Here is a 26796-nt window from a genome sequence, read left to right on the forward strand (position 1 = left end):
GCTGTTAATCCAGCCAGACGCGGGATACGTCCACCACTCCACTGTACATCTTTGGCAAGCCTTTAACCTTCGCGCTCGACATCGCGTAATAGGTGTTCTGGAAGGTCCAGTACCAGATCGCTTCCTTGTTGATCAGCCGGCTGATGGCGCAGTAATCCTCGCTCCGCTTCTCCTGGTCGGCGGTGACCCGCGCGCGCTCGAGCAGTTTGTCGAGTTCCGGGTTCGAATAGTTGGCAAGTGCGACCGGGCTGCCGGTGCGGAAATTAGCGTACATCTGGACATCGGGATCGGCGAGATCGACGATGCGCCATGGCGTGACCTGGAACTGGCGCATGAAGGCGCGCGGCGGGATCGTGGCCTGGTCGACCTGCTCAATTTCCATGTTGGCGCCGACCCGCTTCCAGAACTGCTGCAACACCTGGCCGGCGGCGCGCCCACGCGGCGTCGCCGTGACGAGCATCTTGAATTCGACCGGCTTGCCGTATTCCTTGATCAGCGCCTTGGCCTTCTCGGCGTCTTCGGGAAGCGCACCGTCATCCTTGCATTTGACCCAGGAGCCGTCGCCATAGGGGTTGGTGGCCGGCCGGGCCAGGCCATTGGTGAGCGCCTGCGACATCTTCTTGCGATCGAGCGCCATCACCAACGCCTGGCGCACGCGGACATCGTCGAACGGCGCGACCTTGGTATTGAAGGCGGCGACCGCGGCGCCGGACCCGGCATAGGTGTGGACGGTCAGCTTGGGATCTTTTTGTGCCTTCTGAATGTTGTCGGCATCAGCTTCATCGTCCCAGATGATGTCGGCCTCACCCGATTGCAGGCTGGCGAAGCGCGACTGCGCATCCGGCAACGGCTTCAAGATGATTCGATCGAGATAGGGCTTGCCCTTGTCCCAGTAATCCGGATTTTTTTCGAGCACCATGCGGTCGCCCGCCGTCCATGACTTCGGGATATAGGGTCCGGTGCCGACAGGATTGCGATTATACTCGTCGCCCTTGGTCTTCCAGGCGGTTGGTGAATGAACAACGTAGTTCGAACCGGGAACGCTAATGATCGCAGGCAGGTTCACCGACGGATCGTTCAGATTGTACACGACCGTTAGTTCGTCAGGCGCCTGCACATCCTTAATGAACGAGATGTAGAACGCGCAACGGCACTTGTTCGCCGGATCCTTCTGGCGGTCGAAATTTTCCTTGACCGCCTGGGCGTTGAACGGCGTGCCGTCGTGGAATTTGACCCCGGGCCGCAGCTTGAAGGTCCAGGTCTTGAAGTCCTCGGAGGAACTCCAGGACAGCGCCAGCTTAGGCTGCGCTTTACCCTGGTCATCGAGATAGGTAAGCGTGTCGAAAATCGCCGCCGCCGCAGTTCCGGCGGCCGTATCGTACACGCCGACCTTCAGCGGATCGAAGCCTGCAATATCGAGTTCGAGCCCCATCGTGATGCTGCCGCCCTTCTTTTGGGCGTTGGCGGGAACAGCACAGAGCGAGATCGCAAATCCCGCCACAAGAAATACTCGCGCAAGCGCGCTCGAACGGACCGCAGCTGTCATGGATGCTCCCTCTCAAAGTGTCGTCCGTCCGGTGTTCCGGATCGTCGATGGCTGACGGTAAGATTGTCTGGAATCGCAGCCCCGGGCAAGGCCGTTCGCAAGGCGGGATGAAAAGCCGCAGGCTTGAGCCTTGTTGCCGAAGCGCGATCGCCCTCAACCGCGCGCCGACTTCGGCGGTTTGCCGGCAAAGGCCGCGATTTCGGCTTCCGACAGGCCGGTCTCTTTCAGATAGGCACGCGTGTGCTCGCCAAGCGTCGACATGCGTTTCGCGGCAGAAACCCTGGCGCCCGACATGCGGAACGGCAGATTGAGGACCTTGAAGCTGCCGCCGCCATCCTGGACCTCCGCCAACGCGCCGCGATGGGCGATCTGCGGATCCTTCAGCGCCTCGGCCACCGTGCGATAGGCCGATGACGGCACGCCGTGCTCATTGAGCGCGACGAGGCACTGCCCGGTCGTCACCGCACGCGACCACGCCTCGACGCCCTCCATCAGGCTGCCCCAGTTTTCACGGCGATCGGAATATTTCGCAAAGCGCGGGTCGCTGACCCATTCGGGATGACCGATCACCTTCATCAAGCTCTGGAAGGTTTTTTCGCTGGCGATCGCGACCATGACATAACCGTCCGAGGTTTCGATCGGGCCGAACATCGGCCGCTGGGTCGCCTTGACCTCGAACTGCGACCACTGCAGTTCGTTCAGTGTCAGGCTCAGCATCGATTCCAGCATCGAAACGTCGATGTGCTGGCCCTTCCCGCCTCCGGCGAGTTGATACAGAGCCGCCGAGATCGCGCCGAACGCGTAGACGCCTGTAAGCACGTCGGCATGATAGATGCCGCAATAGTCCGGCCGGGTGCGCCCGGGCTGATAGGCCAGATGCGCCATCTCATACCCCGAGGCCGCATGGATCACCGGCGCATAGGCCGGCAGTTCGGCCGACGGCCCGGTCTGGCCGTAGCCGGAGATCGAGCAGTAAATCAGTTTCGGATTGAGCGCGTGCAGTGAAGCGTAGTCGAGCTTCAGTCGCCACATCACGCCGGGACGGAAATTCTCGACCAGCACGTCCGCGTTCGCCACCAGCCGGCGCACCGCCTCCACGCCTTCGGGCGATTTCAGATCGAGCACGAGGCTGTTCTTGCCGACATTGAGCTGCCCGAACGCTGTGCTGCAATGATTCCGCACCGGCGGGCGGGTCCGCATCGTCTCGCCTTCGACGGTTTCGATCTTGATGACCTCGGCGCCCATGTCGGCGAGCATCCGCGTGCAGTGGGGTCCGGCGATTGTGGTTGAGAAATCTATAACGCGCAGGCCGGCGAAGCTCCCTGTCAAATTCCCCTCATCCGCATTATCTATAGTCATACTCGTTAGCTCCCTCGGCCTTGCGGCTTCTCGTTCGCCTTTGGTTTTCCTGGCGCGGCATGACCCTAAATTGCGCGGTCACGGCATGGAAGCGTTTCTCCAGGAACCACCGGCTATCTGGCGCATTGCCGTGGATCAAAGTTGGACCTTTTCTTGCATAAGTCATAGTTAGGGTTGGTACGAGGGCGTTCCTTTGAAGGTCTTGTTCGTAACCACGGAAATGGATGACTTCGTCCGGGTGGGCGGTCTTGCCGCCGTTTCCGCCGCCCTGCCCCGGGCACTGCGCCCGTGGAGCGACGTCCGGATCATGTTGCCCGGCTACCGGGACATCCTCGAACAGTTCACCCGCATTGAAATCGTTGGGCAATGCGCGCCTTTGGCCGAGATGCCGGCGTGCTCGCTCGGCCGTGCGTCGACGCGAGACGGTCTGCCAGTTTATGTACTGTTGTGCCCACAACTTTACGACCGGCCGGGCAATCCCTACGGCGACGAATCCGGACGCGACTGGCCGGATAACGACATCCGTTTCGCGCGATTTGCATCTGCCGCGGCCGAACTCGCCGCAGGCAGTCTGGACAAGAATTGGGCAGCGGATCTGGTCCACGCCAACGATTGGCAGGCTGCATTGACACCGGCCTACCTTGCCTGGAAAGGCGTCAAGGTCCCCTCGATCCTGACCATTCACAACCTGGCCTATCAGGGACTGTTCCCGAGGGAGTCGCTGCGGCGGATCGGCGCGCCCGAAGCCTCCTTCCACATCGACGGTCTCGAGTTCTACGACCAGATGTCGTTCTTGAAGGGCGGCATCGTTTACGCCTCGCATCTGACCACGGTCAGCGCGACCTACGCAAAAGAGATCACGACGCGCGAGCTTGGCTGCGGGCTCGAGGGCCTGCTGCGGCAACGCTCGGACGCTTCGGAGTTGACCGGCATCCTGAACGGCATCGACGAAAGCTGGGATCCGCGCGCCTGCGCACAACTGGCGCAGCAGTTCGGCGCCGGCGATTGGCAAGGCAAGCAAGCCAACGCCGACTACGTCCGCAAGCAGTTTGGTCTTGCGGTATCGCGCGGCCCGATCTTCGGTCTGGTCGCCCGCCTCGTGCATCAAAAGGGCATCGACCTCGTTCTGTCCGCTGCCGACGCGATCGTCGAGGCCGGCGGACAAATCGTCGTCACCGGCAGCGGCGAGCCGTATATCGAACAGGCGCTGGTCGATGCGCATCGCCGCAGGCCGGACTCGATCGGCGTCGTCATCGGTTTCAACGATGGACAGGCGCGGCGAATTTTCGCCGGCAGCGATTTCACGTTGATGCCTTCGCGGTTCGAACCGTGCGGACTGAGCCAGATGTATGCGCAGCGGTTCGGATCGCTGCCGATCGGTCACCAGACCGGCGGGCTGGCGGAAACCATCAAGGACGGCGAGACCGGCTTCCTGTTCTCGCAGCCGTCGCCGGAGTCCTTCCTCGGCGGCGTGCGCCGCGCGTTCGATGCCTTCATGGCGAAAGACCGCCTCGACCTGATGCGCCGCAGCGCCATGGCGCGGTCCTTTAGCTGGGATCTTTCGGCGTCTCTCTATAACGCGCTGTATCGCAAGACGGTGGGCTCGCACGCTGGCGCCTGAGCGCGACTGCCGGCGGCGCTGTTGACCATACGGCGCGTGATCAGCCCCGACTCCCGATAGTCGGCCCCGGAAGCACCTACCCGCCGCATACCCTGCACCGGGCCGCACCGCTTCCCGGAGGGGGCCGGCGACAGCGTCGCAGCAAGTGCTCACCTGGTTCAAACCACTTTTTACGTGGCGCGCTCGAACCGCCTTCCACCTGGCATCGTCGAACTCATGTGCGAACCATTCCGGTTTCGCCGAACCGAGAAATGGAGAGTTTAAGATGTCGATGAAGTCGAAATTGTCTTTGGCCGCTCTCGCCGGCCTCGTTGCGATCAGCGCCCTGGCAACCACCAGCGCCAACGCTTTTTCTCCGCTGCGGATGTGTGACGAAACGACACCGAGGCTGGGTTGTGGAAGTGGCTGGTTCTACCAGGAGGAGGCCCGCTCCAAGCGTCTGCCAACGCCCCCGCGTCACCAGGCCTTCGGTAGCCGCGAAGATGCCATGCTCAGTGCTGGCGGCGGCGGTGGCGGCGGCGGCGGTGGTGGTGGTGGCGGTGGCCGATAAGCTGCACTGACCCCTATTACGAGTAAGACGCCGCCGGGGTGACCCGGCGGCGCTTCGTGCTTCAACGCCTGAATGAAGACTGCTCGATCTCGGCGACGGCGGACCGCTCAGGTCACCGCTGTCCGCTTCGGTTCGACGATCTCGAACATGCGCGGGAATTCATCCATCAGCATCATCAGTTCGCCAAGTCGCATCGGATTGCCGCTGACCTTGATCGCGCCGCTGCCCACCGCGTCCGGAAACGTCGTCAGCTTGGCGATCACTTCGTCGAGCACGCTGCGCGCCAGCGTGAACGTCGCATCGGCATCCGCCGCCTGTGCGTCCGCCACGTAAGTCAGCGCGCTGTTCTCCAGATTGAGCACGAAGTTTTCGTTGGTGTCCGTAAATTGCCAATTCAGCACGATACGCTTGCCTTCGGCCTTGGGGCCGTTGAGGCGCACGCCGAGCACGTCCCATAGCTGCCCGGTGCTCAGCGCCGCCAGCGTTTCGCGCGGCATCGCCGCGCGTGCCGGCACCTTCGGCATGCCCAGCCGCAATTCCTGCGCGCCGAACAGATAGGCGTTGCGCCAGGTCGAGCTTTCCGAGGCATAGCCAAGTTGCTCGAACGTATCGGCCAGCATCGCGCGAGCGGCCTGATTGTCCGGATCGGCAAACACCAGATGGCTTACGGCCTGCGCCACAAAGCGAAACTCGCCCTTGGCGAAGTCTTTTCGGGCGCGATCGAGGATCGCCTCCGCACCGCCCATATACTCGACATATTTCCGGCCGGATTCGACCGGCGGCAGCGGATCGAGATTGACGGGATTGGCGTCGTACCAGCCGAGATATTTCTGGTAGATCGCCTTCACATTGTGCCTGATATGGCCGTAGTAACCGCGCCCGTGCCAGGCGCCGTCGAGGCTGGCCGGCAGTTTGATCGTCTCGGCGATTTCGGCCGCGGTGAGGCCATGGTTCATCAGGCGAATGGTCTGGTCATGCGCGAATTTATAGAGATCGCGCTGCTGGCGGATCATGGTGTCGATCCGCTCATGGCCCCACACCGGCCAATGGTGCTGGCCGCACATCGCATCGGCCTTGCCGCCCCACATTTGCAGCGCCTCGCCGAGATATTTCGACCAGGCCAGCGCGTCGCGGACGTCGGCGCCGCGGAACGGCAGCAGATTGTGGAAATTATGCGTGCAATTTTCCGCGAGATTCAAAAGCTTGTATCGCGGAATGAAGAAATGCATCTCCGCCGGCGCCTCGGAGTTCGGCGCCATCTGAAATTCGAACTCGAGCCCGTCGATGGTGCGTTTGTCGCCGGTCGCGATGATAAGGTCGGTCGGGCGCAGCAGCGCAACCGATCCCACCGCCATCGACTTGCCGAGACCGCAATCGACCTGCCCGTGCACGCCCTTGGCCAGCAGCGGCCCGAACTGATATTGCGCCCGGCGCAGCATCGCAGGCCCGGCGATGATGTTTTCGGAGACCGCATGCTCCATGAAGAAGTTCGGCGCTAATATCGGCACCCGGCCGCTCGCCAGGGTTTCGTCGTCCAGCACGCCGCGCGCCCCGCCCCAATGATCGGTATGGGTGTGAGTGAAGATCACGGCCACGACCGGGCGCTTGCCCCGGTGCTGGAAGTACAATTCCATCGCGGCGCGCGCGCCCTCGATCGAGGTCAGCGTGTCCACAACGATCACGCCGCTGTCGCCCTCGATCAGCGTCATGTTGGCGATGTCGAGCCCGCGCACCTGATAGACGCCTGATACCACCTCGAACAGGCCGTGATGCATGTTAAGGCGCGACTGCCGCCACAGGCTCGGATCCACGGTCGCGGGCGCTTCCTCAGCCGAAAGAAAACCATAAGGCTCGAGGCTCCAGACCACCCTGCCCTGCGGCGAGGTCACCTTCGCGTTTTCGATCGTGCCGAGGAATCCCCGCGCCGCATCGTCGAAATCGCGCGTGTCCGAAAACGGCAGCGCCTTGAGCGTCGCCGCGTGCTGCGCAATAACCGGCGCGGAAGCGTGCTTGGGAGTTTCCTTCTGTGCATCCGCACTTGTTGTTTGGGTCATACTCGTTCACTCCCTCGCGTCGCAACAGGATCCGGGAACAGCTTCAACGGAACGCCAACCCTTCGAAGTCACCACTGCTGCGCCAGGTGTCGATATATTTGAAATAGGCCAGCGGGCCTGCGGGATGGCCGACATTCAGCTTGGCCGCCGGACCGGGTTCGCGCCCCTCATTGTTGTAATAGCCGGGGGTGCAGTCCGGCGCGCCGATCATCCGCCCGGCGCCGGTCAACAGCAGCTCGACCCATTTGTCCTCGGCTTCCCTGGTGACTTCGATCTGCCTGAAGCCGTTTTGCTGCGCGTGTGTGACCATGAGGGCGATAGTCTTTGCCGCTTCGGTCAAATTATGCGGCACGTTGGAGATCAGGTTTGCGCCCTGCGTCGGCTGCACGAAGAAGGCGTTCGGAAAACCGTGGACGTGAATCCCGTGCTTGGATCGCATCCCCTCGGCCCAATGTTCCGACAGCTTGACGCCGCCCCGGCCCGCCATGTCGAAGCCGGATCGCCGCTTGTATTCAGTGCCGACCTCGAAGCCCGAGGCGTAGATGATACAGTCGAGCTGATATTCCTTGCCTGCGACGACCACACCCTTCTCGGTGATTCCATCGACGCCCTTGCCGTCGGTATCGACCAGGTGCGTGCCCGGAGTGTTGAACGCCTGCAGATAGGAATCGTGGAAGCATGGCCGCTTGCAGAGCTGGCGGTACCAGGCCTTGAGTTTTGCGGCGGTCTCGCGGTCACCGACGATCGTGTCGATCCTCGATCGGATTTCCTCCATCTTCTCGAAGTCGGAGTCCTCAAACGCGGCCAACATCTTGGCCGGAACCCGCTCCTCGCGCGGCAGCTGCATGATCTTGGCCCGGATCCGCCGCGACAGGTCGGTCCAGCCGTCCTGGACCAGATCTTCCTTGGCATTGCCGCCAGCCTGGTTGGCCGTGAAGTTTTCCAGCCAGCGCTGTTGCCAGCCGGGCGTGGCAATCCCCGAAAACCATTCCGGATCGATCGGCGCGTTGGCGCGAACGTCGACGGACGACGGCGTGCGCTGGAACACGTAGAGTTCTTTGGCGGCGCGGGCCAGATGCGGCACGCACTGCACGGAGGTGGCGCCGGTGCCGATGATGCCGACGCGCTTGTCGGCGAGCTTGTCCATGTGTGCGCCCATGGGGTCGCCGCCCGTGTAATCGTAATCCCACCGGCTGGTGTGGAACGAATGCCCCTTGAAGGCCTCGATGCCCGCAATGCCCGGGAGCTTCGGCACGTGCAGCGGCCCCGTGCCCATACCGACGAACTGCGCCGTGAAGGCATCGCCGCGGTTGGTGGTGACGATCCAGCGCGAGTGCGCTTCATCCCATGTCAGATCGGTGACCTCTGTATGGAACAACGCGTTGTCATAGAGGCCGTACTGCTTTCCGATGCGCCGGCAATGCGCGAGAATTTCCGGCGCGTGCGCGTACTTCTCTGACGGCATGTGCCCGGTTTCTTCGAGCAAGGGCATATAGACCATCGAGGCCGTATCGCATTGCGCGCCGGGATAGCGGTTCCAGTACCAGGTGCCGCCGAAATCACCGCCCTTCTCGATGATGCGGACGTCTTTAACTCCGGTTTCCGTCAGCCGCGCGGCGGTGGCAAGGCCCGCAAAGCCGCCGCCGATGAAGGCGAAGGTGACGTGGTCGGTCCTGGAATCGCGCGGGGTGACGGGCGTATAGGGATCGTCCAGATAATGCGCGAGCTGTCCCTTGACCTCGATGTACTGGTCGTTGCCGTCGGCGCGGAGCCGCTTGTTGCGCTCCTCCATATACTTCGCCCGCAGCTGCTCCTTGTCGAAAGCGCGGCTGCGCAGGTTTTGCGGTTCGTCCGTGACCGTCATCCGAAATTGCCTCTGATCTGCTGCCAATACACCCGTAGCCAACACGCAGTAAGCGTCCGCACGGCGAAAAGATCAACCAGGCGATCAAGAGGCGTCAGTGCTGCGCCCAGAGATAGGCTGCGGTCGCCGTGAAGCCGAGCGCGGTTCTCACGGCATGCAGCCCTCCCCAATGCACGATCAGGCGGCGCGATTCCGGGCCGGCATCGGCCGCGGCGATGGCGTTCAGCCTGCGGTTCGTCGGCATGATGCCGAACAACGTGTAGGGCCAGTTGGCCAGTATGAGAATGGCGCCGACGGTCCAACGCCAATCGCCGGCCTGCCACGCCGCGATCAATCCCAAAATTCCCGATATCACCGCGCAGCTCGCCTGCATCGCAAAGCCGCGCGCATAACTGGGTTTCCATTGCGTCAGCAGGCTCTTGTCATCGAGCAGCAGACGCGCCGGCTGCTCGGCGAAATTGATGAAGAAGGCCGCACCGGCGAAGGCGGCGGCGACGACGGTGGCCAGTTGTCCGATCAGCATCATCACGCACTCCCATATTGACAATATGTTGTCATTTAGTATACTCATTGCCAATGAGAAGCAAGCCACATACGCCAGCCGGACAGGCCCTGACCTCGCTGATCCTTGCCATATTCCGGCTCAACGGCCGGCTGCTGCTGGCCGGTGACCGGCTCGTCGCCGGTCTCGAGCTCACCAGCGCGCGCTGGCAGGTGCTGGGCGCCATTGCGCTGGCCGAACGGCCGCAGCCCGTGGCGTGGCTGGCGCGCAACATGGGGCTCAACCGTCAGGGTGTTCAGCGCATCGTCAACGAAATGCGGGACGAGGGCCTGCTCGAGCTGCAGCCCAACCCGCATCACCGCCGCGCGCACCTGGTCGTGCTGACCAAGCGGGGAAAGGAAGCGTTTGAGGCCGCGACAAAACTTCAGGTGCCCTGGGTCAATGCGCTCGCCGACGGCGTCAGCCTGAAGGATCTTGCGACCACGCAGAAGGTGGTTGCGCAGTTGTGCGAGCGGCTGGAGGCAGGGCTAAATGACGACGCTAGTGAGCGCGGCTAAACTCTCGGCCGCGATCTCCGTCATGCCCGGGCTTGTCCCGGGCATCCACGCCTTATCAGCACTGACGGAAGCAAGACGTGGATGGCCGGGTCAAGCCCGGCCATGACGACGAGAGATATTGCCCCCCGGAACGACGCCTTCCTATTTCTTCAGCTTGCTCGCATCCATCTTGATGCTCGTATCGAGCATCCTGGTCGAGAACGCGCTGCCGACCTCGAACGGCTTTTCCATGCCGAGATAGGTCTGCACCAGTTCATAGTCCTTCTTCATCCGCTCGGCGTCGATCCAGCCCAGCGCCTTGGTGGTGGTGAAATCGTCCGTCATCAGGAACTTGATACGCTCCCACTGGCGTTCCTGGTTCTCCTTGTCGAGCCCCGAGGCGGCATCGAGCAGCGCTTTCAGGCAGGGCGCGACGTCGGCGACGCAGGCGGCAAACGCCTTCTGGCTGACCTTGACGAAGGCATCGGCAATCTTTGGATTCTTTTCCAGATAGGCGCCGTTGACGATCAGCGAGTTGCCGTAGGGATTGAGTCCGATGTCCTTCCAGTTGACGTAGCCGAGGTCGGCACCGAACTCGATCACCTTGAGATCGTGCTCGTTGTAAAAATCGCTGATGATATCGACCGTATGGCTCTTCAGCGCCGCGATCTTGGCGGTCGGCCCGACATTGACGAAGCTGACCGCATCGGGCGCGATGCCGGCGGCCTTGGCGAACGCCGGCCACATCACCCGCGACGCGTCGCCGGGCGGATTGCCGATCTTGTGGCCCGGAAAGTCCTTGGCGCTGTTCACGCCATAGCTCTTCAGCCAATAGAACGTCTGCCCGGTGTTGGCATAGATGCTCATCAGCGCCACCACGTCGGCGCCCTTGCTCTTCGCCACCAGCATGGTCGCGAGATCGGCGATGCCGAACGGCGAACCGCCGGAGCCGACCTTCAGCGACGACACGCCGGAACCCTTGCCGGTCTCGATGGTGAGATCGATGCCGGCTTTCTCGTACCAGCCCTGCGCCTTGGCGTAGTAGAACGGCGAATGGTCCGCGGTCGGCGCCCAGTTCAGGATCAGGTTGACGGCCTCGCCGGCATGAGAGGGAGCCGCCTGGACAGCAAGCGCAAGCGCCAGTGACGCAATCTTCAAGCCCTTCTTCAAGCCCTGCATGGCATCTCTCCTGGTTTGCAGACTGGTAATATCCCGGCCTTGTCGTTGCACGCCCGCGACGTTACCAATGCAACAAGGACGAGACGAATTGTCAACTGTTTGGTTGGAAATGCCTATAAGACGAGCTGATAGCACCGGGCCCAAGCGGCGCGATCCGGCGGCGACGCGGGAGAAGCTTCTGACGGCCGCACGCCGTGAATTCGCCGATAGTGGCCTCGCCGGGGCCCGGGTCGACGAGATCGCGGCGCGCGCCGGCGTCAACAAGCAGCTGGTCTATCATTACTTCGGCGACAAGGACGCGCTGTATCTGGCGGTGCTGGAGTGGGTCTATGAGGAAATCCGCGCCCAGGAACGCAAGCTCAACCTCGAAGGCCTGCCGCCGCAGCAGGCCATCAAGCGGCTGATCGAGGCCTCCTTCGACCACCTCGCCGCCCATCCCGACTTCATCGTGCTGCTGAACGACGAAAACCGCGGCGGCGCCCGCCATGTGCGCGGTTCCCGCAAGCTGGAGGCGATGCACTCGCCACTGGTCAGCATGGTTTCCACCATTCTCAGTGAGGGCGTCCGGGCCGGCGTGTTCCGCAAGGGGATCAACGCGGTGCATCTCTACATTTCGATCGCGGGGCTGAGTTATTTCTACTTTTCGAACACCCCGACCCTGTCGGCGATCTTCGGCAAGGACCTGTCGAGCCCGACGGCGAGGAAAGCACGCCGCAAGCATGTGGTCGACCTGGTGATGCAGTCGCTGCGGCCGTGAGGGCTCGCTCATTGTGATCGGATCCGTAGGGTGGGCAAAGCGAAGCGTGCCCACCATCGCGAGCCCTGTGTTACGTGGTGGGCACGGCGCAAGCGCGCCTTTGCCCACCCTAGGGTTCTGTGGTCTAATCAACCAACTGGTTGAAACCTGCGACGCCCCGCGATAGACTGCCCCGGCGCGCCCGGGAACCGGACGCCTCAACAAGGAGTACGCGGTGTCTGGCGATGCAGGGCGATCGGCGAGGACGGTGGCGATCATCCTGATCGCGCATCTTTCCGTGATCGTGCTCTGGCAGGTGCTGGTCGACGCCTTCCAGGTGCCGAAATTCATCCTTCCCTCGCCGCTATCAGCGCTCTCGACCCTGACGTCGGCCAAGTATGCCTGGCTCTCCAACCTCTGGGTGACGGGCGCCGAAATCCTCGGCGGCTTCTGCCTCGGCGCGCTGGTCGGCGTCATGCTGGCTGTCATGTTCACCTGGTCGCCGCTGATCAGCCTGTTGCTGCTGCCGCTGTTCGTGACGCTGAACATGATCCCGAAGGTGGCGCTGGGACCGCTGTTCATCGTCTGGTTCTCCTACGGCATCTTTCCGAACATCCTGATTGCGTTTTCGATCTGTTTCTTCCCGATCCTGCTGACCACCGCGCGGGGGCTGAGCGAGGTCGAGCCCGACCTGCTGGATCTCGTGAAATCGCTGCGCGGCTCGCGCTGGACGCTGTTCCGGAAGATCCAGCTGCCGGGCGCGCTGCCTTACGTATTTTCAGGCATGAAGGTCGGCGCCATCCTGGCGGTCGCGGGCGCCATCGTCGGCGAGTTCATCGCCTCGGAGCGTGGGCTCGGCTACCTCATGATCCAGGTGCAGGCCTCGCTCGATACGCCGGCGATGGTGATGGCCGTCATTCTTCTGACCCTGCTCGGCGTGGCGCTGTACGGCCTGGTGCTCGGCCTCGAGCGGCTGTTCGTTGTCCGTGACGTCAGGCTGCAATAAGACAAGGGAACAGGCATGCTGCTGACACGCGACCATCTGCCGGAGACGATCCCGGACATCGCCGCCCTCGATGAACTGCTGTGCCGACCGAGCCAGGCGCTGATCGACGACCTGCGCAAGGTCGACGGCGACATCATGGTTTTGGGCGTGGCGGGTAAGATGGGGCCGACGCTGGCGGGGCTTGCCAAGGCCGCCGCACCAGACCGGCGGGTGATCGGCGTCGCACGCTTCAGCGATCCTGGTGTCAAGGACTGGCTGCAGGCCCGCGGCGTCGAAACGATCAATTGCGACCTGCTCGATGAGGCCGCAATCAAGGCGCTGCCGAAAATTCCAAACATCATCTTCATGGCCGGGCGCAAATTCGGCGCCGAAGGCGATCTGTCGCTGACCTGGGCGATGAATTCGCACGTCCCGGCTCTGGTGGCCCAGGCCTTTGCCGGTTCGCGGATCGTGGCGTTCTCGACCGGCTGCGTCTATCCCTTCGTGCCTGTGAGCGGCAAAGGCGCCGACGAGGACCTTGCGCCAAATCCGCCCGGCGAATACGCGCAATCCTGCGTCGGGCGCGAGCGCATGTTCGAATATTTCTCGCGCAAGCATTCGACGCCCGGCCGGCTGTTCCGGCTGAACTACGCGATCGACATGCGCTACGGCGTGTTGCACGACATTGCGAGCAAGGTGCTGCAGGGCAAGCCGATCGACGTCAGCCTCGGCCATGTCAATTTCATCTGGCAGGGCGATGCGTCCTCGCAGGCGCTGCGCTGCCTTGCACATTGCGACGCGCCGACCTCGCCGATCAATGTCAGCGGCCACGAAATTCTCGCGGTACGCGATCTCGCCGCGAAATTCGGCCAGCGGTTTGGAATTGCGCCCGTCATCACCGGCAAGGAAGAGCCGACGGCATGGCTGACCAACACGTCGCAAGCCGTAAGTTTGTTCGGCCTGCCGGTTGTCGATACCGATCAGCTGATCCGCTGGACCGCCGACTGGGTGTCGCGGTCGATGCCGAGCCTCGGCAAGCCCACCAAATATGAGGTGCGCGATGGCCGGTACTGAACATTTCGAGCTCATCGAACTCGGCGTCGGCGATGCGCCGGCTGGATTGCTGTTGTCGACGGAGGCGCACTGGAACCAGAACGAGGCCGACTGGCGGTTTTTCCTGAGCAAAGGAATCGTGCTCGGCGTGCGTGACGGCAAGCAACTGGTCGCGACCGCGGCGCTATTGCCCTACTCCGCCGACAACGCCTGGATCAGCATGGTGCTGGTGACCGCGAGCTGGCGCCGCCGCCGTGTCGCGACCCGGCTGGTCGACGCCTGCCTCAGCGCTGCGACAAAGCGCGGCCTCACCACCTGGCTCGACGCGACGCCTGATGGAGCCAACGTCTATGGCCCGCTCGGCTTCACACCGACGCTGCAATTGCGGCGGCTGCGGCTGGAAGCCCCGAAAGGCGTCAGCGCAGCGCAATCACTACCGACCTGCAGCGTCGCCGATTTCATCGCGCGCGATGTCAGCGCCATGGGATTCGAACGCGGCGCTCTGCTGACCGAGTTCGGCGGTCGCGCCGATTCCCGCATGGTATCATCGGGCAACGCCGTTGCCCTGGTCCGTGACGGCCGCACCGCGCGTCACATCGGACCGGTCTTTGCCGAGACCCACGACAGCGCGCTGACCCTGGTCGACGCCATCGTGCGGTCCGAGCAAGGCCCGTGGCTGCTCGACGCCGTGCATTCGCAGGAGGATTTCCTGCGCGGCCTCACCGACACCGGCTGGACCATCGAGCGGCCGTTCCAGCGCATGCGGTTCGGCCGCGCCACCATGCTGGCCGGGGAACTGCCGTTCGCGGTCGCCGGCCCGGAATTTGGATAGGGATTTTCATGCACCACAGCGAAATCAAATCCGAGGTACGAAAACTGATCGCCGACGGCACGGTGATCCCCGCGCATCCGCTGGCGCTCGATGCCAACCGCGCGCTCGACACCCGGCACCAGCGCGCTCTGTCGCGCTACTACATCGATTCCGGCGCTGGCGGCCTTGCGGTCGGCGTGCATACCACGCAGTTCGCGATCCGCGATGTCGGACTCTACAAGCCCGTGCTGGAACTGGCGGCGCGGACCGCGGCCGACTGGACCAGGCGGCCGCTCGCGATGGTCGCGGGCCTCGCAGGTCCGACGCAGCAAGCGACGGCGGAGGCGCAGATTGCGCGCGGCATCGGCTATCACGCAGGCCTGCTCAGCCTTGCCGCGATGAAATCTGCTTCCGAAGACGAGATCATCGCACATTGCGAGGCGGTGGCGCGCGAGATCCCGCTGGTCGGATTCTACCTGCAGCCCGCGGTCGGCGGCGTCATTCTGAGCGCAAACTTCTGGCGGCGCTTTGCAGCGATCGACAATGTCATCGCGATCAAGATCGCGCCGTTCAACCGCTACCGCACCCTCGACGTCTTGCGCGGCGTCGCCGCCGCCGGCGCGCTCGACCGCGTCGCGCTCTATACCGGCAATGACGACCACATCCTGCTCGACCTGATGCTGCCGTTCGACTTGCGCGACAAGGGCGTTACCACCCGCACTTACTTCAAGGGCGGGCTGCTCGGCCACTGGTCGGTGTGGACGGCGGCCGCGATCAAGCAGTTCGAAATGTGCAAGGCCGCGCGCGGCAAGGACGCCGTGCCCGCGGACCTGTTGGCACTCGACGCCCGCGTCACCGATTGCAACAGCGCGTTCTTTGACGTCGCCAATAATTTCCACGGCTGCATCGCCGGCTGCCATGAAATCCTGCGGCGGCAGGGGCTGATGCAGGGGCTGTGGTGCCTCGATCCGGCCGAGGGGCTGAGCCCCGGCCAGATGCAGGAGATCGACCGCGTCTGCCGCGAGCACGCCGATCTTTCCGACGACGGCTTCGTCGCCGACCATTTGCAGAAATGGCTGGCATGACGGCGGAAGAGCCCTTCATCAGCCTGCGCAACGTCCGCAAGGTCTACCGGTCGAAAGGTACCGAGTTTCTGGCTGTCTCCGACGTCACCATGGACGTCAGCGAGGGCGAGCTGGTCTCGCTGGTCGGACCGTCCGGCTGCGGCAAGACCACGGTGCTGAAGATTCTGGCCGGGCTGCACGAGGCCGACGGCGGCACCATCAAGATCGGCAATACCAAAACCCCGTTCGATCCCGCGCGCGACATCGGCATGGTGTTCCAGCAGGCGTTGCTGCTGAAGTGGCGGACCATTCTCGACAACGTGCTGCTGCCGGCCGAAATCGTCGGCCTGCCGATGAAGGCTGCGCGCGCCAGAGCCCGCGATCTGCTCAATCTCGTCGGCCTTGCCGGCTACGAGGACAAATATCCGCAGCAACTGTCCGGCGGCATGCAGCAGCGCACCGCGATCGCACGCGCGTTCATCCACGATCCCAAACTGATCCTGATGGACGAGCCGTTCGGCGCGCTGGACGCCCTGACCCGCGAACAGATGAATCTCGAAATGCTGCGGATCTGGCGCGAGAGCGGCAAGACGATCATCTTCGTGACCCACAGCATCCAGGAAGCCGTGTTCCTCGCCTCGCATTGCGCGGTGCTGACCGCAGGTCCGGCGCGAATGGCGGAGTATTTTCCGATCGAGCTGCCGTTTCCGCGTGATCTGCCGATCAAGACCACGGACGAGTTCGGCGCCTATGCGCGGCGGATTTACGGGAGTTTGGGGATGGGGCCGAGCGGCTGAGCCGTCATTGCGAGCCAACGGGTCGCAATGACGGGCCGTTACTCATACGACACCGGCCCGGTATCTCGATAGGCCCAGCAGCTTTCGCGCGGCAGCGACACCGGGGTCTCGGTGCCGACCTGATGCCGGGCGGCGGTGCCAAGTTCGACCACCTCCAGCCGGCGGCCGAACAATTCGATGCCGTAAGCCGTTTGCGTGCCCTGATAGCGGCGGTCGAGCACGCGGGCCGGAAATGTGTTGGCGCCGTTGTGCTGGCCGATCGTGATGTTCTCCGGCCGGAGTGCGATGCGCACCTTTTCGTCCGGTCCCAGCGAATGCAGCAACGCCACCTCGCCGCGGCGTCCGTCGCCGAAATCGACCGTGCCAAATTCGCCGTTGCGCGACACCAGCGTGCCCGGAAGTTCGTTGGTGGCGCCGGTGAAATTGGCGACGAACAGATCCGCCGGCCGGTTATAGATCGCGTCCGGCGTATCCATCTGCAAAAGCTTGCCGTCGCGCATCACGCCGATGCGGTCGCCGAGCACCACGGCTTCGGCCTGGTCGTGGGTTACGTACAACGCCGTCATACCGGTCTGCTTCAGGATCACGCGCAGATCGTCGCGCAAACGTAGCCGCAGCTTGGCGTCGAGATTCGACAACGGCTCGTCGAGCAGCAGCAATTGCGGCCGGTAGACGATGCTGCGCGCCAAGGCGACGCGCTGCATCTGGCCGCCGGACAGTGCGACCACCGGGCGCTCGGCATATTCCGACAGGCCGACCAATTCGAGCGCTTCATCGACCTTGCGGCGGGCGTCGGCGCGCGAGATTTTGCGATGCTTGAGCGGATAGACCACGTTCTGCCGCACCGTCATATGCGGCCACACCGCATAGGACTGGAACACCATGCCGAGTTCGCGCAGGCGCGGCGGCACGAGAATGCCGTTAGCGGGCGCCGACACGATCCGACCGGCGATACTGATCTCGCCGTCGGTTGGGTGCTCCAGCCCCGCCACGCATCGCAGCGTCGTGGTCTTGCCGCAACCGGACGGACCGAGCAGCACCACGATCTCGCCGGCCGGCACGGCGAAGCTGACGCCGTCGATCGCCGGGCGGCCGACCGCAAACTGCTTGCGCAGGTCTCTTACCTCGAGTGTCGCCGTCATGAAGAAGCCCGCGTCATGCGTAGATCGCTCACTGGCGGTGACCGTAGGTCTTGTCCCATTCCGCCACCCATGGCTCGTGCAGCTTGACGTATTCGTCGAACTTGGGAAACCAGACCTTGACCACCTTGGGATCGAAGCCTTCGGGGTAGACCGGCGCCACCTTGAGCGAGGTCAGATTGCCGAGCTCCTTGATCATGAAGGTTTGCCCCTCCTTCGACAGGCACCAGTTCAGGAACAGCTTTGCGGCATTTGGATTGGCGGCGGTCTTGGGAATTCCCGTGGCGTAGGGATTGACCGGCGCGCCTTCGGGCGGGAAGAAAATCTTGATCGGCGCGCCGTCCTTCTGCTTCGGATAGATCGCATTGTAGAGCAGCGGTCCCATCGCCACCTCGCCGCGCACCAGCGAGTCCGACATCGGCGCGCCTGACGGATAAAGGATCGGACGGGTCGCCGCCTGCTTGGCCCAATAGTCTTCCCCCAGCACCTGGCGCTCGAACATCACGCGGGTCCAGGTGGTGCCGCCGGACCGGGCGAACACCTGCCCGGTCTGCTTGTCGTATTCCTTCTTGGTCAGATCCATCCACGACTTCGGCGGATTCTTGACCAGTTCAGTGTTGTAGGCGATCGACCACACCAGGGTCACGCGCGGCCATAGTTTGGGAGAAATCAGCGAATCCGGGTTGTAATCCCCAGCATTCGGCGGCGCGTAGTCCTGGAACAGATCGGCCAAAGGCTGCATCAGCGCGCGATCGGAATGATCGACCACGTCGGCGATCAGCTTGCCGGCAGCGGCCTCGGTCTTGACGCGGGTGATGAGCTGGCCGCCCGGCGCGCGCACCATCTCGACCTTGATCTCCGGAAAACGTTTCTGGAACTCCTTGATCACCTGCTGCTCGACCTCGGCGAAATTCGCCGTGTAGAACACCAGTTTCCCCTCCTTCTTCGCCGCCGCGATCAGTTCGGGCGAACCGAACTCCTGCGCCTGCGATGGTGCGCCCCACAGGATGCCGAGACCGGCGACGCCAGCCAGCGCCATTTTGGTGAAGATCCGTCTATGCATAGCAATCCTCCCTCAAGTTTTTATCCGGTGCGGGCGACGCCGCTCTGCGTCGCCTCGCGCGACAGCCAGTTGGCACCGCCGATGAGAACGCCGAGCAAAACCGTCTGCACCAGGCTGAATGCGGCGGTCTTGCCGAGATTTCCGCCTTCGTAATAGTCGAGCAGCAGCACCGACATCACCATGGTGTTGCTGGTGTAGAGAAACAGCGACGAGCCGAGTTCGCGGATCGCCAGCACGAACAACAGCGTCATCGACGCGATCACGCCGGGCCGCGCCAACGGCAGCACGATGGTCCGTATGGTGGCGAACATGCCCCTGCCGCAGACCCAGGCGGCCTCTTCCAACTCGCGATGGATCTGCATGAACGAGGTCGACAACGCCTTGACGGTGTCGGGCATGAAGCGCGCGATGAACGCCAGCGCCAGGATCCAGATCGTGCCGTAGAGGCCGCCGGGAATCCCGATCCAGGCCCATAAATAAGCGACGCCGACCACGAGGCCGGGAATCGCGACCGGCACCGTCGAGATCAGGTCGATCCAGCGCCGCCCAGTGACCTGTGTGCGGTGAATGGTGTAGCCGATCGCAAACGCCAGCGCGCCGCCGACAACCGCCGTGATCACGCCGACCTCGACCGCATTGTAGATCGACCGCAGCGTCAGCGGATTGTCGAAAATGCTGTTGAAATGCACCATCGAGTATTGGCGCATGTCGAACAGGCTACTGACGTCGCGGATGAACATGAACTTGCGGAACGCCGCCACGATCAACGCGAGCAGCGGCAGCACCACCACGATCAGGAGATAGACGATACCGATGGCGAAGGTGAACCAGCGCCAGCGCCCGAGATCGAGGCTGCGCGGGCGGAACGCCTTGCCGGCCACCGTCGTGTAGCTGCGGCCGCTGAGCACCCTGTTCTGCAGGAACACCAGCGCGCCGGTCACGACCATCAGGATGATCGCAACCGCGGCAGCCGTGTTGTAGAGCGGCGGCGACCAGTTGGTGAGCTTGAAGATGTATGTCGTCAATAGCGCCAGATTGGTCGACGACCCCAGCACCGCCGGAATGCCGTAGATGCCGAGCATCACGATGAACGACAGCAGCATGCCAGAGATGATCGCCGGCATGATCAGCGGGAACGTCACCGAGAACAATGTCGCGAACGCACTGGCGCCGGAGATTTCGGCGGCCTCTTCCAGGCTCGGGTCCATGTTGCGCAGTGCCGAAGAGGTGAACATGTACACATACGGCGCGTAATAGATGCCGAACACGAACACCAGGCCCCACAGCGAATAGAAATCAACGCGCCAGTCGAGCCCGATCCATTTGAACATGGTGTTGATCAGGCCGGTCTTGGGTGAGCCGAGGATCGCCCATGCCACGCCCGCGACCAGCGGCGGCGCAAACAATGGCAGGATGCTGGCGGCGGCGATAAAGCCCTTGAACGGCGTGTTGGTGCGCACCACGATCCAGGAAAACAGCAGCCCGATTACGACCGCGATCGCGGTGCCGCCGCCGCAGGCGATCAATGTGTTGACCAGCGCCTCCCCGACATTGGGATTCGCCAGCACCACCAGAAAATTCGCGATCGAAAGATGGCGCAGGCTGATGCCCTCGACCACCGGGTTGGTGTCGGTGAGCGCCCCCAGCAGCAGCATCAGGATCGGATAGATGACGAGAAAGCCGAGAATGACCAGCAGGAGCACAACCCACAGGTTGGCCCACACGCGCTGACGCACCCCCTCACTCGCGCTACGCATCGCTTCGCCGCGCCGGCTCGCCTGTCCGTCCAAAGCGCTTCCCCTTGGCCTGCGACCGTCCGTTTTCGGATCTTGCGCCCACAATGCGCGGCGAGCCTAGTCGATCGGACGGCGGCCGGGAAGTAGCAGAAAGTCGGCGGCTCAAAATGCCGCGGAAGCCCGCCTTCGCATACGCATCATGCAACGGCGTGCCTGTGGAACATCTCGCGTCCGTAGTACACGCCCCTTAAGGCCGTTACCCGCGCCGGCTGTGGAGAACCCCGATCTCGATGTCAGAAGTTGCGACCGCCAAGCCGCCTGCCACGCCCGGTATCGACGGCTTGCCGCCGGAACTCCGGCGCTGGGCGGTCGCGGCGATCTTTACCGCGCTGGCGCTGGCTTCGCTCGACACGGCGATTGCCAACATCGCGCTGCCCGCCATCGCCGCCGACCTCCATGTCAGCCCGGCTGATGTGGTCTGGGTCGTCAACGTCTATCAGATCGCACTGGTGGCGACGCTGCTGCCGCTCGGCGCGCTCGGCGAAATCGTCGGCCATCAGCGCATCTATATCGGCGGCCTGTTGCTGTTCACAATTGCCTCGATCGGCTGCGCGTTAGCGTGGTCGCTGCCCAGTCTGGTGGCAGCGCGGGCGCTGCAGGGGCTCGGCGCCAGCGGCATCATGGCGGTGAATGCGGCGCTGGTCCGCTACGTCTACCCGACCCATATGCTGGGCCGCGGTTTTGGTCACAACGCGCTGGTGGTCGGCACCGCCTTCACGCTTGGACCGACGATCGCATCCGGCATTCTGGCGCTGGGTCCCTGGCCGTGGCTGTTTGCGATCAACGTTCCGTTCGGCCTGATCGCGGTGTGGATCGGACTAAAGACGCTGCCGCCGACGCCACGCGCGACGCACGCATTCGATTTTGCGAGCGCGGCGCTGACCACAGGCTGCCTCGGCCTCTTCATCATCGGGATCGGAAGTGCGGCACACGGCGCGCCACCGGCGCTGGTAACGGCCGAACTGGTCGGCGCCATCATCCTCGGCTGGATCATGATGCGGCGGCAGGCGGATCACCCGGCGCCGATGCTGCCTATCGATTTGTTCCGACGGCCGATGTTTGCGCTATCGGCGGCGACGTCGGTGTGCACCTTTGCGGTTCAGGGCATCGCCTTCGTCTCACTGCCGTTCTATTTCGAAGACGTGCTGATGCGCACCCAGGTCGAGACCGGTTTCTTCATGACGCCGTGGCCGCTGGTGGTCGCGATCATGGCGCCGATCGGCGGCCGGCTGTCCGACCGCTATCCCGTCGGCATACTCGGCGGCATTGGCCTCGCCTTGCTCTGTGCGGGAATGGTGTTGCTGGCGACGCTGCCGGCGGACCCCGGCGTCGCCAACATCGTCTGGCGCATGGTGGTGTGCGGGATCGGATTCGGATTCTTTCAAACGCCGAATTTGCGCGCGCTGATGTCGAGCGCGCTGTCGCATCGCAGCGGCAGCGCCAGCAGCATCGTCGCGACCGCACGGCTGACCGGGCAAACGCTCGGCGCGGCGTTCGCCGCACTGTGCTTTGCGCTCGGCGGCCACGATGGCGCGACGCTTGCTTTGGCACTCGGCGCCGGATTTGCCGCGCTCGGATGCGTGATGAGTTTCCTGCGCCTGGTGGTGAGCGCGCCGCAAGATTGATGGAGGGAATGTGCCTACAAGGCAGGCAAACCCGAGCGGAGCATCGCGAACATGACGGCCATGTGGCGCCCCTGCCCCCACGAAACCCCGGTCCGTCAATTTTCTTCCGCGCTGCAAACGCATTTTCTTGATTTGAACTATTCCAGATTGCGGTCCAGTGTCCCCGCCGGGTTCAATTGATGAATTGAGCTAACAGGGGAAACGCGATGGCAAACCTCACTATCAACGGCAAATCAATCAATGTGGAAGTCGAGGACGACACCCCGCTGCTATGGGCGATCCGGGAGAATGTTGGACTGACCGGCACCAAATACGGCTGCGGCATTGCACAATGCGGGGCCTGCACGATCCATATTGACGGGGTCGCGATGCGCTCCTGCGGCGTCACGGTCAGCGAAGCCGTCGGCAAGCAGATCACCACGATCGAAGGTCTGGCCGCCAGCGATGGCGCACTGCACAAGGTGCAGCAGGCCTGGATCAAGAACGACGTGCCGCAGTGCGGCTATTGCCAGACCGGCATGATCATGGCGGTGGCGGCGCTGCTCAAGGACAAGCCGAAGCCGACCGACAAGGACATCGACGAGACCATCACCAATATTTGCCGCTGCGGCACCTTCCAACAGGTGCGCGAGGCAATCCACGCCGCCGCGAACGCTTGAGGGGGATGTCATGAACAAGCACATCACACCTGCACTCAGCCGCCGCGCCTTCGTCATCGGCACCGCCGCTGCCGGCGCCGGCCTCGCGGTCGGTCTCGACATCCCCTTCGGTGGCCCCACCGTGGTCCGAGCCGCCGATGGATCGCCTGAGGTCAACGTCTGGGTGGTGATCCGCCCCGACGACACCGTCGTGATCCGCATCGCCCGTTCGGAGATGGGACAGGGCACGCTCACCGGCCTTGCCCAGCTCGTCGCCGAAGAACTCGAATGCGACTGGTCGAAGGTCACCACCGAATATCCGACACCGGGTCAAAGTGTCGCACGCAAGCGGGCCTGGGGCGATTTCTCGACCGGCGGCAGCCGCGGCATCCGCACCTCGCAGGACTACGTCCGCAAGGGCGGCGCCACCGCGCGCATGATGCTGGTCCAGGCCGCGGCCAATGAGTGGACGGTGCCGGTTTCGGAATGCACCGCCGCCAACAGCACCATCACGCACACGCCGTCGGGCAAGAAGACGACCTACGGCAAGGTCGTGGAAGCCGCGGCCAAGCTGTCGCCTCCCGCCGATGCCGACGTCAAGCTGAAGGATCCGAAGGACTGGAAAATTGCCGGCAAGAGCGTGTTGCGGCTCGATACCGCCGACAAGACCACTGGCAAGATGATGTACGGCATCGACGTCAAGCTGCCGGGAATGCTGAACGCCGCGCTGAAGGATTGCCCGGTCTTTGGCGGCAAGCTGAAGAGCTATGACGAAGCCAAAGTCATGGGCATGAAGGGCGTCAAGAAGGTGGTGCGGGTCAACGACTCCACCGTCGCCGTCGTCGCCGACACCTGGTGGCACGCCAAGACCGCACTCGACGCGCTGCCGATCGTCTGGGATGAAGGCGAGAACGCCAAGGTGTCGAGCGAATCGATCGCGAAGTGGCTGACCGAGGGTCTCGACAATTCGCAGCCCGCTTTCATCGGCAACCAGAACGGCGATGCCAAAGCCGCCATCGCCGGCGCCGCCAAGAAGATCGAGGCAGTGTACAACTATCCCTACCAGAACCACGCCGCGATGGAGCCGCTCAACGCCACCGCGCTTTACACGCCCGACAAGTGCGAGGTCTGGACCGGAACGCAGAACGGCGAAGCGGCATTCGCCGCGGTGATGGAAACCTCCGGCCTGCCTGCCGACAAATGCGAGGTTCACAAGCTGATCCTCGGCGGCGGCTTCGGCCGACGCGGCATGACCGACTATGTCCGGCAGGCCGTCTCTATCGCCAAGCAGATGCCGGGCACGCCGATCAAGCTGTTGTGGTCACGCGAAGACGACATGCAGCACGGCACCTATCATCCGGTCACCCAGTGCAAGCTGACCGGCGCCTTCGACAAGGACAACAACCTGACGGCGCTGCATGTCCGGATCTCCGGCCAATCCATCCTGTTCACCGTCCGCCCGGCGGCACTGGTCAACGGCATGGACACCGCGGCATTCCAGGGCCTCGCTCCCACCGGCGACTGGGCGATCGGATACAGTTTTCCGAACCTGCTGGTCGAACATTCGATGCGCAACCCCCACGTCCCGCCGGGCTTCTGGCGCGGCGTCAACGTCAATCAGAACGCGATCTATCTCGAATGCTTCATAGACGAGCTGGCGCATTCGGTCGGCGAAGACCCGGTCGCGTTCAGGCGCAAGTTGATGGGCAAGCATCCCAAGCACCTCGCCGTGCTGAATGCGGTGGCGGAAAAAGTCGGCTGGGACAAGCCGCCACCAAAGGGCGTCTACCGCGGCATCTGCCAGCACATGGGCTACGGCAGCTACGTCGCCGGTGCTGCCGAAATCTCGGTGACCGACGGCAACAAGATCAAGGTACACCGCATCGTCGCGTCCACTGATCCTGGCCACGTCGTCAATCCGGCGCAGATCGAGCGCCAGATTGCAGGCTCGTTCGTCTATGGCCTGTCCGCGCTGTTCTACGGCAATTGCACCGTCAAGGACGGCCGCATTGAGCAATCCAACTTCGACACCTACAATTCGATGCGGATCGCGGAGATGCCGAAAGTGGAGTCGGTCATCGTGCCGAGTGGCGGCTTCTGGGGCGGCGTTGGCGAACCGACGATCTGCGTCGCGGCGCCCGCCGTGCTCAATGCGTATTTCGCGGCAACGGGAAAGCGCATCCGCTCGGTGCCGCTGAAGGATCAGGACATCAGCTTCGCCTGACAACGCGGGCGGCGGCCTTCACCGGTCGCCGCCCCACCCACCTTTTCGGATGTCAACCGATGAAAGCGTTTTGCGTTGCCATTGGAATTGCAACCGCTGTGGCATGGAGTTCGCCGCTGCTGGCGGCGTCCATCCCCCCGCCTGGTGCTGCGGCCTGTTCCGGCTGCCATGCTGCAGGAACCGTGCCGGCCTCGCCGGTTTCGCGGCTGTATGGCCGTGACGCCGGCGACATCATGACCGCGATGACGGGCTTCCGCGACGGTTCGCTTCCCGCCACGGTGATGACCCGCATCGCCAAAGGCTTCTCCGACGACGAGTTGCGCGCGATCGCGGCGTGGCTCGCGGCACAGAAGTAAGGGGGCCTCCATGGGCATCAACCATCGCATGAGCCGGCGGGAATTCGTTGGCGCCGGTGCTGCCACAGTGACGGCGCTGGCGTTTCCGCTGCCCGCATTCGCACAAGCCGCGGCGCGCGTCGTCGTGATCGGCGGCGGCTTCGGCGGCGCGAGTTGCGCCCGCGCCCTGAAACAGATCGAGCCGAAACTGCAGGTCACGCTGGTCGAGCCGAACCGGACCTTCACCGCCTGCCCGTTCAGCAACAACGTGATCGCCGGACTGCGTTCGCTCGAGGAACAGCAATTCGGCTATGACAAGATCGCCGCCGGCGGCGTCACCGTGGCGGCGCAGGCAGCAACAGCGATCGATGCCAAGGCGCGCACCGTTGGGCTCGCCGACGGCACGTCACTCGCCTACGACCGGCTGGTGCTGTCTCCCGGCGTCGATCTGCGTTTCGAAGCGCTGCCGGGCTACGACGAAGCCGCCGCTGCAAAGATGCCGCACGCCTGGAAAGCCGGCGAGCAGACGCTGCTGCTGCGCAAGCAACTCGAAGCCATGGACGATGGCGGCCTCGTCGTGATCGCCGTGCCCGCCAATCCGTTCCGCTGCCCGCCGGGGCCTTACGAACGCGCCTGTCTGATTGCGCACTATCTGAAAACCAAGAAGCCGCGTTCGAAGCTGATCATCCTCGACGCCAAGGACACCTTCTCCAAGCAGCGCCTGTTCCAGAACGCCTGGAAGGAACTCTATCCGGGAATGATCGAATGGGTGTCGCTGTCACAGGGCGGCAAGGTGAACTCCGTCGACCCGGCGACCAACACGCTGATTACCGATTTCGGCAACCACACCGCGCAGGTGGCAAACGTCATTCCGCCGCAGCGCGCCGGACGCATCGCCACGTCAGCCGGCGCGACCGACAATACCGGCTGGTGCGCGATCGATCCCGTCACTTTCGAATCCAAATCGGCGCCGAACATCCACGTCATCGGCGACGCCTGTATTGCCGGCTCGATGCCGAAATCCGCGTTCTCCGCGAATTCCCAGGCCAAGGCTTGCGCGAGCGCGGTTGCGACGCTGATCGCGGGCCGGACGCCCGAGGCGCCGAAGCTGATCAACACCTGCTACAGCCTGGCGGCCCCCGGCTACGGCTTCTCGGTCGCCGGCGTCTACCAGCCGAAGAACGGGCTGTTCGCCGACGTCGAAGGCGCTGGCGGCGTCAGTCCGGCGGATGTGCCGCGCGATTTCCGCGCGCGCGAGGCCGACTATGCGAATTCCTGGTTCGCGACCATCACGGCGGAAGTCTTTGGCTAGGCTTCGC

Annotated in this window: 23 protein-coding genes; 14 read left to right on the forward strand and 9 right to left on the reverse strand. The window is 63.5% G+C overall.

Annotated features, from left to right (window positions below; all coding sequences use genetic code 11):
- Positions 1-4: 4 nt before the first annotated feature.
- Together JQ641_RS09555 and JQ641_RS09560 are read right to left on the reverse strand one after the other, a co-directional pair.
- Positions 5-1546, reverse strand: a complete 1542-nt coding sequence (locus JQ641_RS09555; RefSeq protein WP_211995715.1) for an ABC transporter substrate-binding protein — start codon at positions 1544-1546, stop codon at positions 5-7.
- A 153-nt stretch (positions 1547-1699) separates the two neighbouring features.
- Positions 1700-2905 (reverse strand): CaiB/BaiF CoA transferase family protein, encoded by a 1206-nt coding sequence (locus JQ641_RS09560; RefSeq protein WP_211995716.1) that lies wholly within the window; start codon positions 2903-2905, stop codon positions 1700-1702.
- Positions 2906-3098: 193 nt separating this feature from the next.
- Here JQ641_RS09560 and glgA point away from each other — a divergent pair, with 193 nt between their 5' ends.
- Together glgA and JQ641_RS09570 are read left to right on the forward strand one after the other, a co-directional pair.
- Positions 3099-4526 carry a glycogen synthase GlgA gene (gene glgA, locus JQ641_RS09565; protein WP_211995717.1) on the forward strand — a complete coding sequence of 476 codons (1428 nt, stop codon included), beginning with the start codon at positions 3099-3101 and terminating at the stop codon, positions 4524-4526.
- 265 nt (positions 4527-4791) lie between these two features.
- Complete coding sequence (locus JQ641_RS09570) at positions 4792-5076, forward strand: hypothetical protein (protein ID WP_249150296.1); 285 nt, start codon at positions 4792-4794, stop codon at positions 5074-5076.
- Positions 5077-5183: 107 nt separating this feature from the next.
- Here JQ641_RS09570 and JQ641_RS09575 read toward each other — a convergent pair whose 3' ends face one another.
- The 3 genes from JQ641_RS09575 to JQ641_RS09585 form a co-directional block, all read right to left on the reverse strand.
- Positions 5184-7130, reverse strand: coding sequence for an alkyl/aryl-sulfatase (locus tag JQ641_RS09575; RefSeq protein WP_211995718.1), 1947 nt, complete (start codon positions 7128-7130; stop codon positions 5184-5186).
- 43 nt (positions 7131-7173) lie between these two features.
- Entirely contained in the window at positions 7174-8994 is a 1821-nt protein-coding gene (locus tag JQ641_RS09580; RefSeq protein ID WP_211995719.1) for a flavin-containing monooxygenase, read from the reverse strand.
- A gap of 94 nt (positions 8995-9088) precedes the next feature.
- Positions 9089-9517, reverse strand: a complete 429-nt coding sequence (locus JQ641_RS09585; RefSeq protein WP_211995830.1) for an anthrone oxygenase family protein — start codon at positions 9515-9517, stop codon at positions 9089-9091.
- A gap of 53 nt (positions 9518-9570) precedes the next feature.
- On the opposite strand from JQ641_RS09585, the gene JQ641_RS09590 reads away from it, so the two are divergent.
- On the forward strand, positions 9571-10053 hold the full coding sequence (locus tag JQ641_RS09590) for a MarR family winged helix-turn-helix transcriptional regulator (RefSeq protein WP_211995720.1): 483 nt from the start codon (positions 9571-9573) through the stop codon (positions 10051-10053).
- A gap of 141 nt (positions 10054-10194) precedes the next feature.
- Here JQ641_RS09590 and JQ641_RS09595 read toward each other — a convergent pair whose 3' ends face one another.
- Complete coding sequence (locus JQ641_RS09595) at positions 10195-11211, reverse strand: ABC transporter substrate-binding protein (protein ID WP_211995721.1); 1017 nt, start codon at positions 11209-11211, stop codon at positions 10195-10197.
- A 109-nt stretch (positions 11212-11320) separates the two neighbouring features.
- Here JQ641_RS09595 and JQ641_RS09600 point away from each other — a divergent pair, with 109 nt between their 5' ends.
- The 6 genes from JQ641_RS09600 to JQ641_RS09625 all read left to right on the forward strand — a co-directional run bounded on the left by JQ641_RS09600 (position 11321) and on the right by JQ641_RS09625 (position 16657).
- Positions 11321-11968, forward strand: a complete 648-nt coding sequence (locus tag JQ641_RS09600; protein WP_211995722.1) for a TetR/AcrR family transcriptional regulator — start codon at positions 11321-11323, stop codon at positions 11966-11968.
- A gap of 214 nt (positions 11969-12182) precedes the next feature.
- Entirely contained in the window at positions 12183-12953 is a 771-nt protein-coding gene (locus JQ641_RS09605; protein ID WP_211995723.1) for an ABC transporter permease, read from the forward strand.
- A gap of 15 nt (positions 12954-12968) precedes the next feature.
- On the forward strand, positions 12969-14006 hold the full coding sequence (locus JQ641_RS09610) for an NAD-dependent epimerase/dehydratase family protein (protein ID WP_211995724.1): 1038 nt from the start codon (positions 12969-12971) through the stop codon (positions 14004-14006).
- Positions 13993-14817, forward strand: coding sequence for a GNAT family N-acetyltransferase (locus tag JQ641_RS09615; protein WP_211995725.1), 825 nt, complete (start codon positions 13993-13995; stop codon positions 14815-14817). The genes JQ641_RS09610 and JQ641_RS09615 overlap by 14 nt, the downstream gene beginning before the upstream one ends.
- A gap of 8 nt (positions 14818-14825) precedes the next feature.
- Complete coding sequence (locus JQ641_RS09620) at positions 14826-15881, forward strand: dihydrodipicolinate synthase family protein (protein ID WP_211995726.1); 1056 nt, start codon at positions 14826-14828, stop codon at positions 15879-15881.
- Complete coding sequence (locus JQ641_RS09625; protein WP_211995727.1) at positions 15869-16657, forward strand: ABC transporter ATP-binding protein; 789 nt, start codon at positions 15869-15871, stop codon at positions 16655-16657. Before JQ641_RS09620 ends, JQ641_RS09625 begins: the two co-directional genes overlap by 13 nt.
- A gap of 38 nt (positions 16658-16695) precedes the next feature.
- On the opposite strand, the gene JQ641_RS09630 is transcribed toward JQ641_RS09625, so the two are convergent.
- The 3 genes from JQ641_RS09630 to JQ641_RS09640 are packed head-to-tail and all read right to left on the reverse strand — an operon-like array spanning position 16696 to position 20616.
- Complete coding sequence (locus tag JQ641_RS09630; RefSeq protein ID WP_211995728.1) at positions 16696-17799, reverse strand: ABC transporter ATP-binding protein; 1104 nt, start codon at positions 17797-17799, stop codon at positions 16696-16698.
- A gap of 28 nt (positions 17800-17827) precedes the next feature.
- Positions 17828-18859, reverse strand: coding sequence for an ABC transporter substrate-binding protein (locus JQ641_RS09635; RefSeq protein ID WP_249150297.1), 1032 nt, complete (start codon positions 18857-18859; stop codon positions 17828-17830).
- Positions 18860-18879: 20 nt separating this feature from the next.
- Positions 18880-20616 carry an ABC transporter permease gene (locus JQ641_RS09640; RefSeq protein ID WP_211995729.1) on the reverse strand — a complete coding sequence of 579 codons (1737 nt, stop codon included), beginning with the start codon at positions 20614-20616 and terminating at the stop codon, positions 18880-18882.
- Positions 20617-20885: 269 nt separating this feature from the next.
- Between JQ641_RS09640 and JQ641_RS09645 the strand changes: the two genes are divergently transcribed.
- The 5 genes from JQ641_RS09645 to JQ641_RS09665 all read left to right on the forward strand — a co-directional run bounded on the left by JQ641_RS09645 (position 20886) and on the right by JQ641_RS09665 (position 26789).
- Positions 20886-22280 carry an MFS transporter gene (locus JQ641_RS09645; protein ID WP_211995730.1) on the forward strand — a complete coding sequence of 465 codons (1395 nt, stop codon included), beginning with the start codon at positions 20886-20888 and terminating at the stop codon, positions 22278-22280.
- 206 nt (positions 22281-22486) lie between these two features.
- Positions 22487-22939: a (2Fe-2S)-binding protein gene (locus JQ641_RS09650; protein ID WP_211995731.1), complete on the forward strand. Its 453-nt coding sequence runs from the start codon at positions 22487-22489 to the stop codon at positions 22937-22939.
- Between the two features lie 10 nt (positions 22940-22949).
- The gene (locus JQ641_RS09655; RefSeq protein ID WP_211995732.1) at positions 22950-25142 is read left to right on the forward strand and encodes a xanthine dehydrogenase family protein molybdopterin-binding subunit; all 2193 of its coding nucleotides are present in this window, start codon (positions 22950-22952) and stop codon (positions 25140-25142) included.
- Between the two features lie 59 nt (positions 25143-25201).
- Positions 25202-25498 (forward strand): c-type cytochrome, encoded by a 297-nt coding sequence (locus tag JQ641_RS09660; protein ID WP_211995733.1) that lies wholly within the window; start codon positions 25202-25204, stop codon positions 25496-25498.
- A 10-nt stretch (positions 25499-25508) separates the two neighbouring features.
- Positions 25509-26789: an NAD(P)/FAD-dependent oxidoreductase gene (locus JQ641_RS09665; RefSeq protein ID WP_211995734.1), complete on the forward strand. Its 1281-nt coding sequence runs from the start codon at positions 25509-25511 to the stop codon at positions 26787-26789.
- Positions 26790-26796: the final 7 nt, after the last annotated feature.

The sequence above is a fragment of the Bradyrhizobium sp. JYMT SZCCT0180 genome (assembly GCF_018130165.1).
Classification (GTDB): domain Bacteria; phylum Pseudomonadota; class Alphaproteobacteria; order Rhizobiales; family Xanthobacteraceae; genus Bradyrhizobium.

Bases quoted from the DNA above. Each gene is read 5' to 3' on its own strand.
- JQ641_RS09555 (WP_211995715.1), bottom strand. From the start codon at position 1,546: ATGACAGCTGCGGTCCGTTCGAGCGCGCTTGCGCGAGTATTTCTTGTG.
- JQ641_RS09560 (WP_211995716.1), bottom strand. From the start codon at position 2,905: ATGACTATAGATAATGCGGATGAGGGGAATTTGACAGGGAGCTTCGCC.
- JQ641_RS09570 (WP_249150296.1), top strand. From the start codon at position 4,792: ATGTCGATGAAGTCGAAATTGTCTTTGGCCGCTCTCGCCGGCCTCGTT.
- JQ641_RS09575 (WP_211995718.1), bottom strand. From the start codon at position 7,130: ATGACCCAAACAACAAGTGCGGATGCACAGAAGGAAACTCCCAAGCAC.
- JQ641_RS09580 (WP_211995719.1), bottom strand. From the start codon at position 8,994: ATGACGGTCACGGACGAACCGCAAAACCTGCGCAGCCGCGCTTTCGAC.
- JQ641_RS09585 (WP_211995830.1), bottom strand. From the start codon at position 9,517: ATGCTGATCGGACAACTGGCCACCGTCGTCGCCGCCGCCTTCGCCGGT.
- JQ641_RS09590 (WP_211995720.1), top strand. From the start codon at position 9,571: ATGAGAAGCAAGCCACATACGCCAGCCGGACAGGCCCTGACCTCGCTG.
- JQ641_RS09595 (WP_211995721.1), bottom strand. From the start codon at position 11,211: ATGCAGGGCTTGAAGAAGGGCTTGAAGATTGCGTCACTGGCGCTTGCG.
- JQ641_RS09600 (WP_211995722.1), top strand. From the start codon at position 11,321: ATGCCTATAAGACGAGCTGATAGCACCGGGCCCAAGCGGCGCGATCCG.
- JQ641_RS09610 (WP_211995724.1), top strand. From the start codon at position 12,969: ATGCTGCTGACACGCGACCATCTGCCGGAGACGATCCCGGACATCGCC.
- JQ641_RS09615 (WP_211995725.1), top strand. From the start codon at position 13,993: ATGGCCGGTACTGAACATTTCGAGCTCATCGAACTCGGCGTCGGCGAT.
- JQ641_RS09620 (WP_211995726.1), top strand. From the start codon at position 14,826: ATGCACCACAGCGAAATCAAATCCGAGGTACGAAAACTGATCGCCGAC.
- JQ641_RS09625 (WP_211995727.1), top strand. From the start codon at position 15,869: ATGGCTGGCATGACGGCGGAAGAGCCCTTCATCAGCCTGCGCAACGTC.
- JQ641_RS09630 (WP_211995728.1), bottom strand. From the start codon at position 17,799: ATGACGGCGACACTCGAGGTAAGAGACCTGCGCAAGCAGTTTGCGGTC.
- JQ641_RS09635 (WP_249150297.1), bottom strand. From the start codon at position 18,859: ATGCATAGACGGATCTTCACCAAAATGGCGCTGGCTGGCGTCGCCGGT.
- JQ641_RS09640 (WP_211995729.1), bottom strand. From the start codon at position 20,616: ATGCGTAGCGCGAGTGAGGGGGTGCGTCAGCGCGTGTGGGCCAACCTG.
- JQ641_RS09645 (WP_211995730.1), top strand. From the start codon at position 20,886: ATGTCAGAAGTTGCGACCGCCAAGCCGCCTGCCACGCCCGGTATCGAC.
- JQ641_RS09650 (WP_211995731.1), top strand. From the start codon at position 22,487: ATGGCAAACCTCACTATCAACGGCAAATCAATCAATGTGGAAGTCGAG.
- JQ641_RS09655 (WP_211995732.1), top strand. From the start codon at position 22,950: ATGAACAAGCACATCACACCTGCACTCAGCCGCCGCGCCTTCGTCATC.
- JQ641_RS09660 (WP_211995733.1), top strand. From the start codon at position 25,202: ATGAAAGCGTTTTGCGTTGCCATTGGAATTGCAACCGCTGTGGCATGG.
- JQ641_RS09665 (WP_211995734.1), top strand. From the start codon at position 25,509: ATGGGCATCAACCATCGCATGAGCCGGCGGGAATTCGTTGGCGCCGGT.